This window comes from Pseudomonas rhodesiae (assembly GCF_007858255.1).
GTDB lineage: Bacteria > Pseudomonadota > Gammaproteobacteria > Pseudomonadales > Pseudomonadaceae > Aquipseudomonas > Aquipseudomonas rhodesiae.
This window is the reverse complement of the sequence record NZ_VFEU01000003.1, coordinates 26,777-41,551: the sequence shown is the minus strand read 5'-3', so window position 1 is coordinate 41,551 and position 14,775 is coordinate 26,777. Positions and strand designations below refer to the sequence as shown.

The window sequence follows — 14,775 nt, the reverse complement described above, 5'->3', positions numbered from 1 at the left end:
GTCAGACGGCCTTGGTCACGGTCACGCCCAGACGCTTGAGGGACAGGGCCAGGGCGTCGGCGAGATTGGCCTTGGTGACGACGCCTTGCAGGTCAAGGCCCAGGTGAACGATGGTCTGGGCGATTTGCGGACGCACACCGCTGATGATGCAATCGGCGCCCATCAGGCGAATGGCCGTCACGGTCTTGAGCAGATGCTGGGCCACCAGGGTATCGACGGTTGGCACGCCGGTGATGTCGATGATCGCAATTTCCGCGCCGGTGTCGACGATGCGTTGCAGCAGCGATTCCATCACCACCTGGGTGCGCTGGGAATCCAGGGTGCCGATCATCGGCAGGGCCAGCACGCCGTCCCACAACTTGACCACCGGCGTGGACAGTTCCAGCAGTTCTTCCTGCTGGCGTTTGATCACCAGCTCGCGGGACTTCTGGAAGGTACGGATGGTGTGCATGCCCAAGGCATCCAGCAGCTCGGAGATTTCCCATAGCTGTTCGGCCAGTTGCGCTGGCTGCTCGGCATATTCGCGTTGCAGCAGGGCGAAGAGCGGGCCTTTGAGGGCAAAGATGAAACTGGCGGTCTGTTGCGAGTCTTGGCCGACCAGTGCGCGGCTGTGGGACAGCTTTTCCAGGAGTACGCGGGTTTCGGCCCAGTTCTCGTGGTTAACATTCTGCGAACCGCCCTGTTCCAGGGCTGCAATCAGTGTGTTCAGGAAGTCGTTGGCCTGTTGTTTCAGGTCGGCTTCCTTGACGTTGCGGGTGGCACCCGAGGCTTCGAGGCTTTCGATCCATGTGGTCAACAAGCTGAGTTTGTTGCTTTGCAGCGCCTGAACGGTAGTCGCGTGAAGTGTCGCCATGGGAAAGCTCCTGGATGCCTGTTATATGCTGCGCGCAATCTATACCAAAATGTGTGGTTTGAAACGGTTTACGCTAATTATTCCGGGGGATGTCTACAAAGTGCGTCGCGCCACGTTCATGGCCCTCGGGTACTATAGATCGCCCCCCCTAGTCGGCCAGTGTTTCCCGTGATTATCAATTTCGATCTCAATGACCTTCAGGCCTTTCGTGCCGTGGTGGACAAAGGCAGTTTCCGCGGCGCTGCCGAGGCGATCCGCATCTCCCAACCGGCCTTGAGCCGCCGCATCGAAAAGCTCGAATCGGCGCTGGACGTGAAGCTGTTCGAGCGCACCACCCGGCGTGTCAGCCTGACCATGGTGGGACGCGCTTTTCTCCCGCAGGTCGAACGCATGCTCGACGACCTGGACCTCGCCCTGATGGGCATCAGCAACGTGGCATCGACGCGCATGGGCAACGTCACCATCGCCTGCGTGCCTTCTACCGCGTACTACTTCATGCCTCACGTGATCTCCGAATTCCACAAGCTCTACCCGAAGATTCGTCTGCGGGTGCTCGACGCCAGTGCCGGCGAGGTGTGCAGTGCGGTAGAAAGCGGCGAGGCGGATTTCGGCGTGAGTTTCAGCGGCAGCCTGGCCGATGAGGTGGAGTTCGAACTGTTGCTGCAAGAGCGCTACGTATTGGCGTGCCGGCGTGACCATCCGCTGGCCGGACGCGCCAGCGTGACGTGGGCCGAAGCCTATGAGCACGACTACATCAGCGTGGACAAGACCTCGGGCAACCGGTTTCTGCTCGACCAGGCCTTGCGTGGCGTGCGCGTTAAGAAGCTGAGTATTTGCGAGACCCACCACGTGACCACCATGATCGGGCTGGTAGAAGCGGGGCTGGGGGTGGCGATGGTGCCGTCGATTGCGATGCCAGCGTGCGAACACCCGATTCTGGTGAGCGTGCCGCTGGTGGAGCCGCAGGTGATGCGCAATGTGGGCTTGATCAAACGCCGCGGGCGGACTTTGCCGCCAGCGGCGCTGGAGTTGGAGCGCTTGGTGCGCGAGATGCCGTTTCGGTCAGCGTGACACCGAGTCCAGGCCGGTGGCCTGCACCGCCGGTTGCACCTCGGGGGAGGCGAGGAACTGCAGCAGCGCCTTGGCCTGCTTAGGGTGTTCGGCGTTCACCGGAATGCCCGCGGCGAAGCGCGTTACCGATTGCACGTCTTCAGGGATCTTGCCCACAAAGGTCACGCCCGGTACCGGCAACAGTTCCGCCACCTGCTGCAAGCCCACAGCGTAATCACCCTTGGCCACCTGCTCGGCCACCGGCAGGCGTTCGATCATGGTGCCCTTGGCCGGCATACCGAGTTTCTTGAACAACTCTTTTTCCACATACACGCCGCTGGCACTGTCGGAATACGCCACGGACTTGGCGTTGCTGAGCACCGCCTTTAGCTCGGCGTCGGTGCCGATCGCCGGTTTCGGCTGCCCTTGCTTGACCACCAGGCCAATGCGCGAGTCGGCCAGTTCCACCCGTGAAGCGGGGTCCACCTTACCTTGCTTGATCAACTCATCCAGGGCATAGCCGACCATGATCACCACGTCGGCATGTTCGCCGCGGGCCAGGCGGTTGGGAATCGCTTCCGGCGCCTTGCCCATGGACGGGCCGAGAATGGTGTCGAGGGTGTCGCCGCTGCGCTGGGCATATTGCGGGCCCAGCACTTTATAAGCTGCGGTGAAGCCGCCGGACGTCATCACCTTGAGCTGTTCGGCCTGGGCCGTCAGTGCCAGGGCGCCGAGGGCGAGGGCGGTCAGGGTTTTGAACATTGACTTCATCACACGGCCCCCTGCATTACTTGACCACGGGCGTTGGCGCGGCGGTACAGCGCCAGGGTCGAGCACAGCGCACACAGCGCGGCGAACATCATCCAATAGGCCGGCGAGGCTTTGTCTTCGGTGATGTGAATAAACCAGGTGGAGATCGCCGGGGTGAAGCCGCCGAAGATCGCGGTCGCCAGGCTGTAGGCCAGGGAGAAACCCGCCACACGCACTTCCACCGGCATGATTTCGGTCAGGGCCGGGATCATGGCGCCGTTGTACATGCCGTACAGGAAGGAGAACCACAGCAGGGTTTCCAGCATATGCGCAAAGCTCGGCGCGTTGACCACGTAGGACAATGCCGGATAGGCCGTGAGCACGGTCAGCGCAGTCATGGCGATCAGCACCGGTTTACGACCGAAACGGTCACTGAGAGTGCCGCCGATGGGCAGCCAGACAAAGTTGGAAATGGCCACCAGCAAGGTCACCAGCAGTGCGTCGGAAGTGCTCAGTTGCAGCACGGTCTTGCCGAAGGTCGGCGCGTACACGGTGATCAGATAGAACGCGGTGGTGGTCATGGCCACCATCAGCATGCCGCCGATGACCACGGTCCAGTTCTTTACCAGGGTTGCCAGCACTTCGCGCATGGTCGGGCGGTGCTTGCGGTTGGCGAATTCTTCGGTTTCCTGCAAGTTGCGACGCAGTACAAAGATAAACGGGATGATGACGCAACCCACCGCAAACGGAATGCGCCAGCCCCAGTCGGCCACCACCGACGGTTCCATCCACACGTTCAAGCCATAACCCAGCGCGGCGGCGACCACGATGGAGATCTGCTGGCTGCCCGATTGCCAGCTGGTATAGAAACCTTTGCGGCCTGGCGTGGCCATCTCGGCCAGGTACACCGACACACCGCCCAGTTCCGCGCCGGCCGAGAAGCCTTGCAGCAGGCGACCGAGCAGCACCAGCAGCGGCGCCCACAGACCAATGCTGTGATAGCCCGGCACCAGCACGATCAACAGCGTACCGCTGGCCATGATCGATAGCGTCACGATCAGGCCTTTGCGGCGACCCACGTCATCGATATAGGCACCCAAAACGATTGCACCCAGGGGCCGCATCAGGAAGCCTGCGCCGAACACGGCGAAGGTCATCATTAATGACGCAAACTCATTAGCGGCGGGGAAGAACGCGGCAGCAATGTAAGTGGCATAGAAGCCGAACAGAAAGAAGTCGAACTGTTCGAGGAAGTTACCCGAAGTAACGCGCAATACCGCGCCCACTTTGGAGTGGGCAGAGTCAGGCCGGGTTGAGCTAGTCATGGTGTTGTGTCTCCAGCGTTCTTTTTAAAGTGCTTGTTTCGCTTAAGACTTGGGATAGTGGCTGACACATTTAGAAATGATAAGTGAAAATTTTGGATTTATTGATGCGTCATAGCTATCAATCAAGCGGGCGGCCAAACCCTTTGTCCTGATCTATGCTTGTAGCTGTGTCCAATTCTTTGGGAGGGGAGGTGACAATGGGCAATGAACCGAAGCACCACGATGAACCGGAGCAGGAGCAGCCCCGGCAGCGCTACGAAGAGGAAAAACCGCAGACCTGGAAACATCCCGACGACGGCACGGAGCTGTCCGAGCGAGATCAGGAAATACCGCTCAAACCCTGATGACCCGGCCTGACCAGCACCGGCGGGCACCGACCTGCCGGTGTGTTTGGCGGCAATGCGCATAGACGCCCGCCGCGGCGCTTTCTACACTGCGGCTCGTCTAGGGCAAGGGGCAGGCGCCGATGAATCGCAATGAATTACGCAAGGCCGACATCAATCTGATGGTGGTTTTCGAAGCACTGATGCTTGAGCGCAACGTCACGCGGGTGGCGGAGAAGCTGTTTCTGGGCCAACCCACCATCAGTTCGGCGCTCAACCGATTGCGTACGCTGTTTAACGACCCGTTGTTTATTCGCGTTGGCCATCGCATGGAGCCAACTGCGCGGGCCGAGGAAATCATTCAGCACCTGTCACCGGCCCTGGATTCGTTGTCGTCGGCCTTGAGCCTGACCCACGATTTCGACCCGTCCATCAGCACCATGACGTTTCGCATCGGCCTGTCCGACGATGTGGAATTCGGCCTGTTGCCGCCGCTACTGCGCGCCTTGCGCCAGGAAGCGCCGAAGGTAGTGTTCGTGGTGCAGCATGTCGACTACTGGCGCATTCCCGATCTGTTGGCATCCGGCGACATTACCGTCGGCATCACCCAGACCCGTGGCCTGCCGGCCAATGCCAAGCGCAAATTGTTGCGTCATATCCGTCCGCGGCTGTTGCGCGCCGATGCCTCGGACACGCCGCTGACCCTCGATGAATATTGCGCACGGCCTCATGTGCTGGTGTCCCACACCGCCAACGTGTCGGGGTTCGCCGATGAGTGGCTGGCGGAAATCGGCCGCAAGCGTCAGGTGGTGTTGTCGGTGCCCCAGTACAGCGCCTTGCCAGCGCTGCTGGCCGGCACTGACTTGATCGCCAGCCTGCCGGACTACGCCGCCGAGGCCATGGCCGTGTCAGGCAATCTGTTCTGCGAGCCATTCCCGTTCGAAACGCCGACCTTGGATCTGTCGATGGTCTGGCTCAGCCATGTGGACACCGACCCGGCCGAGCGTTGGGTGCGTTCGCGCTTGGAAGCGTTTATGGGGGATCGCGGGCCGGTGAACCCAGCCTGATGGTTTTATCCGTGTTATATCTACGCGTCTTCCTACAAATAACTCGGAGCGATCAATGCCGCATCTGCACCTGGAATACACCGCGAACCTCACCGACCTGGCCGTCGAGAAAACCCTGTTGCGGCTCAATAACGTGCTGATGGCGTCCGGGCAGTTCGGTTCCGAGTTCGATATCAAAAGCCGCGCGTTGAAGGTCGAGAGTTTCCAGGTCGGCACCTCGCTGAGCCCGCGGGCCTTTATCGCGGTGAAACTGTCCTTGCTCAGCGGGCGCTCGCCTCAGGTTAAAAAGCAGTTGTCGGAGAGCCTGTTGGCGGCCTTGCAGGACGTGGGCGAGTGGCCGGCAGATATGCAGGTGCAACTCAGCGTGCAGTTGGTCGATATGGATCGCGAGTCCTACAGCAAAGTCGCCATCGGCTGATCACTGCCCCTAAGGTACGCGGGCGTCAGAGCAAGCCTTGCTCGGCGCAGACCTTCACCAGTTGTTCCCGGAACCAGGCATTGGCGCGGTCTTGCCCGCTGCTTTCATGCCACTGCATATCCAAAGTGAACCCCGGCAAGCCGTTGGGGGCTTCGCAGTGGCCGAAGGTGGTGGCCGGTGCCAGCAGTTTTTGCACGCGGCGGGGCAGGGTGACGACGTAGTCGGTGCCGCTGATCATCTTCAAGGCCGCGCTGTAGCTGTTGGCCCGCGCCACGACCTGGCGTTTGTGCGCCTGGCGCCCGAGCCAACCGTCGATCATGTTGGTATCGGATGTCCAGGGTGTTGGAAAAACATGGCGGCGTTCGACGAAGGATTGCAGGCTGAACGCCGATTCCCGTGGCGCGGCGTGTTTGTCGAACACACAGACCAGGTCATCCTCCAGCAGCATCTGGGTCTTGAAGTCTTTATGGGCGCGGTGGAAATGCGGGCCGAAACAGATCACCAGGTCCAAGCGGCCTTCGCGCAGGTCGTCGGCGGGGATATCGGTTTCCAGCTTGCGCACATTAACGATCACCGGCAGGTCGGCGCGATCGAATTGCTTGAGCAGGCGCGGCAGGATCAGCTGTTCGAAGTATTCCGGGGCGCACACATTGAAGGTCACCGCCTGCTGCCTGGGGTCGAAAGCCTGACCACCGGCGTGGCACAGGTTGATGCTTTCGAGGATCTTCTGCACATGCTCGTACATGGTGGTGGCCTTGTACGTCGGCCGCATGCCCGCGCGGGTGTTGATAAACAGCTCGTCCTCGAAACTGGTGCGCAGTTTCTTGAGGCTGTAGCTCACCGTGGACTGGCTGACAAACAGCGTTTCTGACACCTCGGTAACGCTGCTCTGGTCATAGACGGCGATAAACACCATCAAGTCCTGCATATCGAGTTTTCTGAGCAAGTTACTGTTTAACATCAGTTTCGTCCGTAAATCCCATGTACCGAATTCAGTACAAGACAGCGCAAAAGATTAACGGAACGGTCGTACCAATAGAAAGCTCTGTAGGGCGTTTCTATGTTTGTGGTGGGACATAAACTGTTGGCAATACGACCTCAGCGGAAATGGCGCGCGTAATGCTTCGGGTCGAAGCGCGTGACCATCAGCAGCATCACCACGATCACTCCGGTCAGTGCCCACCAAGCCCATTCGAAGCTGCCCAATCGGTCGCGAATCATCCCGGCGATTAGCGGCGACACACCGGCGATCAGGTAGCCGATGCCCTGCACAAAGGCGGTGAGGCCGCCGGCGCGGCGCGGATTGTCCAGGTGATCGAGGGACAGGATCAGGCTCATCGGGAACAACCCGCCGATGCCCAGGCCGAGTAGGCATGGCCACAGCAGGCTCACGTGTTGCGGTGCCAGAATCAGGCCGCAGAAACCGAGGATGATCAGCACCAGCAACGTCGCCACCACGCTGCGTTTATCCTGGCGGCGGTTGGCAATGGCCGGCGTGATCAGCCCCGACACCACTTCCATTGCGGTGAGAAAGCCCAGCACCAGGCCGGCGTTCTGTTCGCTCCAGCCTTGTTCCACGTAGTACGGCGCCAGCCAGGCGAGTACACAGGTGTAGGACGCGGTTCCGAGGCCGAAAAAGATCGCCAGCAACCAGGCGCGTGCGTTGCCGAAAAAGCGTTCCTGCGTGTCGGAGCCGGCCTGGGGCACTGGCGGCAGCGTCGAGCGCTGGGCATACCAGAACACCAGCGCCAACACGGCAAGCATCGCCCAGATGGCCAGGCCGATGCGCCAACTACCGGTCTGCACCTGCACGAACGGCGCGAATGAAGCGGCCAGCGCGGCGCCGCCCATGATCGCCGTGACGTACAGGCCCATGAACAGCGAGACGTTCTGGTTGAAGCGGGTCTTGATCAGCGCCGGCATCACCGCCTGGATCAGCGCAATCCCCACCCCGGCGGCGATGGCGCTGACGATCAGCTCCAGCGCCGAGTCCAGCCACAACCGCGACAACGTCGCTACGCCGATCACCCCCAGGGACAACACGATGCTGCGGTGCTCACCCACCCGCTTGGCCAGGCCCATGCCGAAAAACATCGCCAGCCCCATGGCCATCACCGGCAGCATGGTCAACAACGCCGCGCTGCTGAAACTCAACGGCACATCGCCGCGAATCGACGACAACAACGGCCCGACCGCCGCCATCGAAGGGCGCAGGTTAAGGGCGACCAGCACAACACTAAGCATCAGCCAGACGGCGGTAGTGGGTTTTGCGTGAACGTTTTCCATGGGCAAGCCTTGAGTGAACAAGCGCAGATCAGGCCATGGCGGGTGGCGGCGGAGCAAATGAGAAAGTCGCAAAGGCTATTGAAAAATTGCGCTGGGGTTAATGGGCTTGGTCCTTTCCTTGCCCCCTCGGCTCACATCGCCTTCATCCACAGCCCCTGATCGATTTCAATCAACGTTGGCCCTTGCCGTTGCACGGCGTTGTGCAAGGCAATGCGTAGCTGCTCAACGTCGTGTGCGCTGTCAGTGGCACTGCCAAGGGCCTTGGCCACGCCGATAAAGTCCGGGGTGTAGATGTCCACGCCCACCGGTTCGATGGCGCGGTTGAGCATGTAGCGCTTGATCTCTTCATAGCCCTGGTTGTTCCACAGCAGCACGATGATCGGCGTGCGGGCTTCCACGGCACTGGCCAGTTCCGGCAGGGTGAATTGCAGACCGCCGTCGCCGATCAGGCACACCACCGGCCGGCCATCGCCGCGTCCGAGCCAGGCGCCGATGGCGGCGGGCAGGGCATAGCCCAGGGTGCCGTAGCCGGTGGAGGCGTTGAACCAGCGACGCGGATGGTCGAGGTTCAGGGTCAGGTTGCCGCTGTACACCGGTTGGGTGGAATCGCCCACTAGCACGGCATCGGGCAAGGTCGCCAATACCGTGTTGAGGAACAGGGTCTGCGCGCGGGTGGCGGCGTCCCAGGTCGGCGCCAAGTCAGCCCACAACCGTGCGACGCGGTGCTGCCCCCAGTGTGGATCGCGGGCAGGCAGTGGCGTGAGGTTCAGTTCGGCCAGCACGGCCTCGGCGGCGATCCGCGCATCGGCCACCAACGCCACGGCGGGCCGATAGTTGCGCACGGTCTGGTCCGGGTCGATATCGATGCGCAGCAAGGTGCCAGGAATCTCGAAGCCGCCGGCGAAGGTGGTGTCGTAGTCGGTTTCCGCCAGCTCCGTGCCGATGGCCAGCACCACGTCGGCTTCGGCCACCAGGGCGCGGGTAGCGGGCAAGGTTTGGGTCGAGCCGATCAGCAGCGGGTGCGCGGCTGGCAGCAGGCCCTTTGCGTTGATGGTCAACGCGACCGGCGCGCCGAGGGTGTCGGCCAGTGTGGTCAGTGCCGCAGCGGCTTCAATGGCACCGCCGCCGGCCAGGATCAACGGACGCTTGGCTGTGGCGAGTAAGCGACCCATCTGCACGACGGACGCCGGTGCGGCACCGGCGCGGGCCACGCTGATCGGCGCGCAGCCCAGCAGCGCATCGGCGTTTTCCACCAGTACGTCCAGGGGGATTTCAATATGCACTGGGCGCGGCCGCCCGGCCTGGAACAGCGCAAACGCCCGCGCCAGCACACTGGGCAGTTCCGCCGCCGACATCACGGTCTGGGAAAACGCCGCCACCCCAGCCACCAGCGCACTCTGGTTCGGCAACTCATGCAACTTACCGCGCCCACCGCCCAGCTGACTGCGCGACTGCACGCTGGAAATCACCAGCATCGGGATCGAGTCGGCATAGGCTTGGCCCATGGCCGTGGTGATATTGGTCATGCCGGGGCCGGTGATGATGAAACACACACCGGGCTTACCACGGGTGCGCGCGTAACCGTCGGCCATAAAACCGGCACCCTGTTCGTGGCGCGGGGTGATATGGCGGATGCTGGAACGGGCCAGGCCGCGATACAGCTCCACGGTGTGCACGCCGGGGATGCCGAACACATGGTCCACGCCATAGCCTTCCAAAAGGTTGACCAACACTTCGCCGCAGGTCGCCATACAGGTCGCTCTTGTGAGTGAGAGAAGGCGGTATTGGAACGGTTGGCCCATGGCGCCCACAATCGATAAAACGTCATACTCGCCATGTTCCCACGTCATGGCTCATCGCATGAAACGCCTTCCGCCGCTGCCTGCGCTGCACACCTTTTGGGTCACGGCCCACTGCTGCAACTTCACCCGCGCCGCCGAACATCTGCATATCACCCAGGGCGCGGTGAGCCGGCAGATCGCCGGGCTGGAGCGCCACTTGGGCTACCCATTGTTTCTGCGCCAGGCGCGAGGCTTGAGCCTCACGGAGCAGGGCCGCGCGTGGCAGCACTGCGCGCAGCAGGTGTTTGGCCTGATCGGCGACGCGGTGGAGCACATCGGTCGGCGCCAGCAAACCCTGCAACTCAAGGCCTCCACCTGTGTGATGCGCTGGCTGCTGCCACGCCTGATGCAATGGCAACGGGAACGCCCGGATGTGCCGGTTGAACTCACTACCACCGTGGCCAACACCGTGGACTTTCTTCGCGAGCCTTTCGATGCGGCAGTGATTTACGCGCCCATCGCCGCGCAGCCCGCCGAGGTCCGGCATTTATTCGATGAACGACTCACCCCGGTCTGCGCCCCGGCCTTGCTCGCGACGCTGCGCACACCGGCGGACCTGCAACACCAGGTGCTGCTACATCCCACGCGAGACGAGCGGGATTGGACGCTCTGGCTGAAGGCGGCGGATGTGCGCTTGAGCATGCTCAGCCAAGGTCATCATTTCGAAACCCTGGACTTGGCGATGACGGTGGCGTCCCAAGGCTCTGGCGTGGCGATCGGCGACTGCGCGCTGATTGGCGAGGATGTGAAGGCAGGGCGGCTGGCCATGCCATTTGAACGGCGGGTGCCGACGGGGATGGGATATTACCTGGTGTCTGCGCCGGGTACACAGCCACTGCCGGAGCTTGAGGCATTGATGAATTGGCTGCAGAGCCAGGCCCACTCTTCAGATCAGGGGTGGGGCAGCGGTACTTGAACTGACCGATCGATCGCCATCGGGGGCAAGCCCCCTCCCACAGTTTTGATCTGGTTTCCTCAGTCCATGTGGGAGGGGGCTTGCCCCCGATAGCGATGAATCAGTCAATACATCATTCAGTAACCGACCGTAAAACGCTGGCGCGGGTGCTGATGCTTTTCCACTTCATCGATCATCGCGATGGCGTAGTCGGCAAAGCTGATCCAGCTGCGGCCTTCGGCGCTCACCAGCAAATGGTCCTGACCCAGGCGGAACGTGCCGGTGCGCTCGGTCTCGACAAATTCCGCCGACGGCGACAGGAAGGTCCAGTCCAGTTCCCGTTCCTGGCGCAGGGCCTCCAGGAACTCGGCGCCGGCGCTGGCTTCGGCTTTGTATTCGGCCGGGAAGCCCTGGCTGTCGATCACGCGGCTACCGTCCGGCAACAACAGTGAGCCCGCGCCGCCCACCACCAGCAGGCGTTTGACCCCGGCTTTTTTCACCGGACCGAGCACCGCCGCAGCGGGCAAGGTGGCGAAGTGCGCCGCGCTGATCACCACGTCGCAGCCGCTGACGGCCTGTTGCAGGGCCTCGGCATTCAGGGCGTCGACCTGCTTGACGCTGACGCCGTCGCGCGCCGGCAAGGCGTCGGTATTGCGGGCGATGGCGACCACGCTATGGCCGCGACGCAGGGCTTCTTCCAGCAGTTGGCTACCGGCACGACCGGTGGCGCCAATGATTGCGATCTTGCTCATGATGTTCTCCAAGTAAAGGTCAGGTTCTACAACGGTTCACCACTTCATTTCGCCCTTGGCGACTTTGGCGCTCAGCTCCAGCGAGCTGTCGTCGGCGAGGGTCGGGTAACGCTTTTTCATGGCCGCGATCAGCGCGGCGGAGTCCTTGGCCTTGGCGGTTTCCAGGTCAAAAGCCTTGATGTAGTCGGCGGTGAAGGCCACCGACGCCAGCGACGGCGTGCCCAGGTAGTGCCCCGGAATCACCGTGCGCGGTTGCAGCTGTTGGATGCGTTGCAGAGTCGCCAGCCAGTCTTTGTGAGACTGCGCGCTTTGGGTGTCGGCCATCCACACATGAATGTGCTCGGCGACCACCACACCACCCACCACAGCCTTGATCGACGGGATCCACACAAAGCTGCGATCCGGCTGCGGGCCGTCCAGGCCGATCACCTCCAGTGTCTGGCCTTCCAGGCTCAGGCTATGACCTTCAAGCACCTGGGGCACGATGATCTTGGCCGGTTTGTCGGCGCCCATTTTCGGGCCCCAGTAGGCCAATTTGCCGGCCTCGGTGGCTTTGATGTGCTCGACCACCGGTTGTGGGGCCAGCACTTTGGCGTCGGGGAAGGCCGCAGTGAGGGTGTCGAGGCCGAAGTAGTAGTCCGGGTCGCCATGGCTGATGTAGATGGTGGTCAGGTGCTTGCCGCTGGCGCGGATTTTTTGCACCAGTTGCTCGGCCTGGCCTTTGCCGAATTGTGCGTCCACCAGGATTGCGTCCTTGGCGCCGCTGACCAGTACCGAACTGACCGGGAAAATCGCTGCTTCACCGGGGTTGTACAGGTCCAGGCTCAGGTCGGCCGCTGTCGCATGGGCCGCGAAAGCCAGGGCGGCGCTGGCCAGAGTCAGGCGCTTGAAAATTGAGAACATCGGGTAGCTCCAGCATCGATTCAAAGAATGCACAGAGCTTAGTTGCACCAAACCAGACTAAAAATGCGATGCTGGAACATAGTTTGTTTCTAAAAGCGGACAGATCATGGATCGTCTTCAAGCAATGCGTGTGTTTGTCACCGTGGTCGACCTGGGCAGCCAATCCGCCGCCGCCGATCATTTGGACTTGTCGCGCCCGGTGGTATCGCGCTACCTGGCCGAGTTGGAGGATTGGGTCGGCGCGCGCCTGCTGCACCGCACCACGCGCAAGCTCAGCCTCACGGCGGCCGGCAGCGAAACCCTGCCCCGTTGCCGGCAAATGCTGGAGTTGAGTGCCGATATGCAGGCCGCCGTCAGCGAACCGGACGATGCGCCCCGTGGCCTGTTGCGCCTGAGTGTGAGTACCTCGTTCGGCCAGGCGCAACTGGCCGAGGCCATCGCCGAGTACGTCAAGCGCTACCCGTTGGTCACGGTCGATCTGCAGATGCTTGACCGCACCGTCAACCTGGTGGATGAGCGCATCGATTTGGCGATCCGCATGAGCAACGACCTGGACCCCAACCTGATCGCCCGGCGGCTTACGGTTTGCCGCTCGGTGGTGTGCGCCACCCCGGCGTACTTGCGTGAGCATGCGGCGCCGCACAACGTTGAGGACCTGGCGCGACACAACTGCCTGACCCACTCGTATTTCGGTAAGAGCTTGTGGCATTTCGAAGAGCGGGGCGAACCTGTCTCTGTGCCGGTGAGTGGCACCATCACCGCCAACGAGGCCAGCACTCTGCTGCGTGTCACTCTGGCCAGCGCCGGGGTGGCGATGCTGCCCAGCTATCAGGCCGGCGACTACATCCGCCGTGGCGAACTGGTGCGCCTGCTGCCCAGCGCCGAACCCCGGCAGATGAACATCTATGCGGTCTACGCGTCGCGCAAGCACATGCCTTCGGCGCTGCGCAGCCTGCTGGATTTTCTGGTGTCGCGCTTTCCCGAAGAGCCGGCGTGGGATGAGGGTTTATACGCGACATAAACGGGTTGAATGGCGTCCAATAATGGCATCCTGCCCCGGCTGACCTATGCTTTAAACAGCACCGTGTATATCTGTGCAGAGGTCAGTGCCATGAGCATCAAAACCCGCAAGTACCTGATGATTTTCGCCCTCAGCGCGTTGGTCAGTGCGCTCTACGGGACGGCCGCCTACCGCGTCGAGCAGACCCGCATGCAACCGACCTTTGCGATCAGTTGCCATCAGGATCAGTGCATTCCCCACAGCGGCAGTTTCAGCGCGCTCAGGTAGGCTGCTGCGCTTTTAACTGTTCACGAAATGCCTTGGGTGAGAACCCGACCCGGCGGCGGAACAGCCGCGAGAAATTGGTCGGGTCGGAAAAACCCAACACCTCCGACATCTCATTGATGGTCATGCTGGTGTACGTCAGCAGGCGCTTGGCTTCCAGCAACTGGCGGTCATGCATGATCTGCAGCGCGGGCTGCCCGGCCAATTCACGGCAGGTACCGTTCAGGTGCGACACCGAGATCCCCAGTTTGTGGGCCAGGTCCTCGATTTTGGGATGCTCGCGGTAGTGCTGTTCCACCAGCTGAGTGAAGCGTCGGAAATACTCACGACCCCGTGGTGCCCGTGGATGGCGGCGCTGGATCGCCTGGCGGCTGATCCACACCAGCAGCACGCTGACCAGGGCGTGCATCAGCATGTCCCGTGCCGGTTGCTCATCGGCGTATTCATCCTGCAGGCGCGCGAACAAGCTATTGAGGTAATCGCTGTCCTTGCCCGCTGGGTAATTGCCCAACGTCTGCAAGGCATCGACCGTTGAACCCAGTTGCGCCTGCATGTGGTCCACCAATGGCGCGGCAAGGGTCACCACATAGCCTTCGACATCTTCACTGAAGCGAAACCCATGCACGCACAGCGGCGGAAGGACCTGCAGCGTGGCTTCGTTGAGTGTGGTGCGCTGACCTTCGATTTCCAGCTGGGCCTGGCCTTTGTGCACATACAGCAACTGGCACAGATCCGCGTGCCGGTGGGGCTGGATCTCCCACTGGTATTCCCGGCTGCGTCGGGAAATAGTTTCGCAGTGCAACAAATCGGGCGTCGGCCATTGCTGACTTTCCCCGTAAAGCTTGAAGACCGGAATCGCGGTTTTGGTCATGTTTTCAATCCGATACTCAGGATAGGGGTGCGGTAATCGCCCCGATTGGTAAAAAGCGCAGGCTTTGGCGCAGTTTTCACCTTCTTATGCCGTGCACTCAAGTGAAAAATGTCAGCTACAAGATCAATGACAACTCTTTCACTCAATCCGTTCGAG

At 61.6% G+C, this 14,775-nt stretch carries 16 protein-coding genes; 7 read left to right on the top strand and 9 right to left on the bottom strand.

Going from position 1 to position 14,775, the window contains the following annotated elements; all coding sequences use genetic code 11:
* Position 1: 1 nt before the first annotated feature.
* Entirely contained in the window at positions 2-853 is an 852-nt protein-coding gene (locus FIV35_RS04855; protein ID WP_034137366.1) for an STAS domain-containing protein, read from the bottom strand.
* Positions 854-1,021: 168 nt separating this feature from the next.
* On the opposite strand from FIV35_RS04855, the gene FIV35_RS04845 reads away from it, so the two are divergent.
* Positions 1,022-1,924, top strand: coding sequence for a LysR family transcriptional regulator (locus tag FIV35_RS04845; RefSeq protein WP_034137367.1), 903 nt, complete (start codon positions 1,022-1,024; stop codon positions 1,922-1,924).
* On the opposite strand, the gene FIV35_RS04840 is transcribed toward FIV35_RS04845, so the two are convergent.
* On the bottom strand, positions 1,916-2,674 hold the full coding sequence (locus FIV35_RS04840) for a substrate-binding domain-containing protein (protein ID WP_034137368.1): 759 nt from the start codon (positions 2,672-2,674) through the stop codon (positions 1,916-1,918). The genes FIV35_RS04845 and FIV35_RS04840 overlap by 9 nt on opposite strands.
* Complete coding sequence (tcuC, locus tag FIV35_RS04835; protein WP_034137369.1) at positions 2,674-3,978, bottom strand: MFS transporter; 1,305 nt, start codon at positions 3,976-3,978, stop codon at positions 2,674-2,676. The genes FIV35_RS04840 and tcuC overlap by 1 nt, the downstream gene beginning before the upstream one ends.
* Positions 3,979-4,175: 197 nt before the next feature.
* Between tcuC and FIV35_RS29550 the strand changes: the two genes are divergently transcribed.
* The 3 genes from FIV35_RS29550 to FIV35_RS04825 all read left to right on the top strand — a co-directional run bounded on the left by FIV35_RS29550 (position 4,176) and on the right by FIV35_RS04825 (position 5,786).
* Positions 4,176-4,322, top strand: coding sequence for a hypothetical protein (locus tag FIV35_RS29550; RefSeq protein WP_167416504.1), 147 nt, complete (start codon positions 4,176-4,178; stop codon positions 4,320-4,322).
* Between the two features lie 122 nt (positions 4,323-4,444).
* Positions 4,445-5,368, top strand: a complete 924-nt coding sequence (locus tag FIV35_RS04830) for a LysR substrate-binding domain-containing protein (RefSeq protein WP_034096422.1) — start codon at positions 4,445-4,447, stop codon at positions 5,366-5,368.
* A gap of 55 nt (positions 5,369-5,423) precedes the next feature.
* The gene (locus tag FIV35_RS04825; RefSeq protein WP_034112408.1) at positions 5,424-5,786 is read left to right on the top strand and encodes a 5-carboxymethyl-2-hydroxymuconate Delta-isomerase; all 363 of its coding nucleotides are present in this window, start codon (positions 5,424-5,426) and stop codon (positions 5,784-5,786) included.
* Positions 5,787-5,811: 25 nt separating this feature from the next.
* On the opposite strand, the gene FIV35_RS04820 is transcribed toward FIV35_RS04825, so the two are convergent.
* The 3 genes from FIV35_RS04820 to FIV35_RS04810 all read right to left on the bottom strand — a co-directional run bounded on the left by FIV35_RS04820 (position 5,812) and on the right by FIV35_RS04810 (position 9,823).
* Positions 5,812-6,747, bottom strand: coding sequence for a LysR family transcriptional regulator (locus FIV35_RS04820; protein WP_034137370.1), 936 nt, complete (start codon positions 6,745-6,747; stop codon positions 5,812-5,814).
* Between the two features lie 137 nt (positions 6,748-6,884).
* Entirely contained in the window at positions 6,885-8,072 is a 1,188-nt protein-coding gene (locus tag FIV35_RS04815) for a cyanate transporter (protein WP_034137371.1), read from the bottom strand.
* Positions 8,073-8,203: 131 nt separating this feature from the next.
* Positions 8,204-9,823 (bottom strand): 5-guanidino-2-oxopentanoate decarboxylase, encoded by a 1,620-nt coding sequence (locus FIV35_RS04810; RefSeq protein WP_034137372.1) that lies wholly within the window; start codon positions 9,821-9,823, stop codon positions 8,204-8,206.
* Between the two features lie 109 nt (positions 9,824-9,932).
* Here FIV35_RS04810 and FIV35_RS04805 point away from each other — a divergent pair, with 109 nt between their 5' ends.
* Complete coding sequence (locus FIV35_RS04805) at positions 9,933-10,829, top strand: LysR substrate-binding domain-containing protein (protein WP_034137373.1); 897 nt, start codon at positions 9,933-9,935, stop codon at positions 10,827-10,829.
* Positions 10,830-10,945: 116 nt separating this feature from the next.
* On the opposite strand, the gene FIV35_RS04800 is transcribed toward FIV35_RS04805, so the two are convergent.
* Positions 10,946-11,560, bottom strand: coding sequence for an NAD(P)-dependent oxidoreductase (locus tag FIV35_RS04800; RefSeq protein ID WP_034112413.1), 615 nt, complete (start codon positions 11,558-11,560; stop codon positions 10,946-10,948).
* A 36-nt stretch (positions 11,561-11,596) separates the two neighbouring features.
* Entirely contained in the window at positions 11,597-12,463 is an 867-nt protein-coding gene (locus FIV35_RS04795; protein ID WP_083377901.1) for an MBL fold metallo-hydrolase, read from the bottom strand.
* Between the two features lie 106 nt (positions 12,464-12,569).
* Between FIV35_RS04795 and FIV35_RS04790 the strand changes: the two genes are divergently transcribed.
* Both FIV35_RS04790 and FIV35_RS29545 read left to right on the top strand, forming a co-directional pair.
* Complete coding sequence (locus FIV35_RS04790) at positions 12,570-13,484, top strand: LysR family transcriptional regulator (RefSeq protein WP_034137375.1); 915 nt, start codon at positions 12,570-12,572, stop codon at positions 13,482-13,484.
* 90 nt (positions 13,485-13,574) lie between these two features.
* Entirely contained in the window at positions 13,575-13,751 is a 177-nt protein-coding gene (locus FIV35_RS29545; protein ID WP_170245400.1) for a hypothetical protein, read from the top strand.
* Here the strand turns inward: FIV35_RS29545 and FIV35_RS04785 are convergent.
* The gene (locus FIV35_RS04785; protein WP_034112419.1) at positions 13,744-14,619 is read right to left on the bottom strand and encodes a helix-turn-helix domain-containing protein; all 876 of its coding nucleotides are present in this window, start codon (positions 14,617-14,619) and stop codon (positions 13,744-13,746) included. The two genes, FIV35_RS29545 and FIV35_RS04785, sit on opposite strands and share 8 nt — an antisense overlap.
* Between the last annotated feature and the right edge of the window lie 156 nt (positions 14,620-14,775).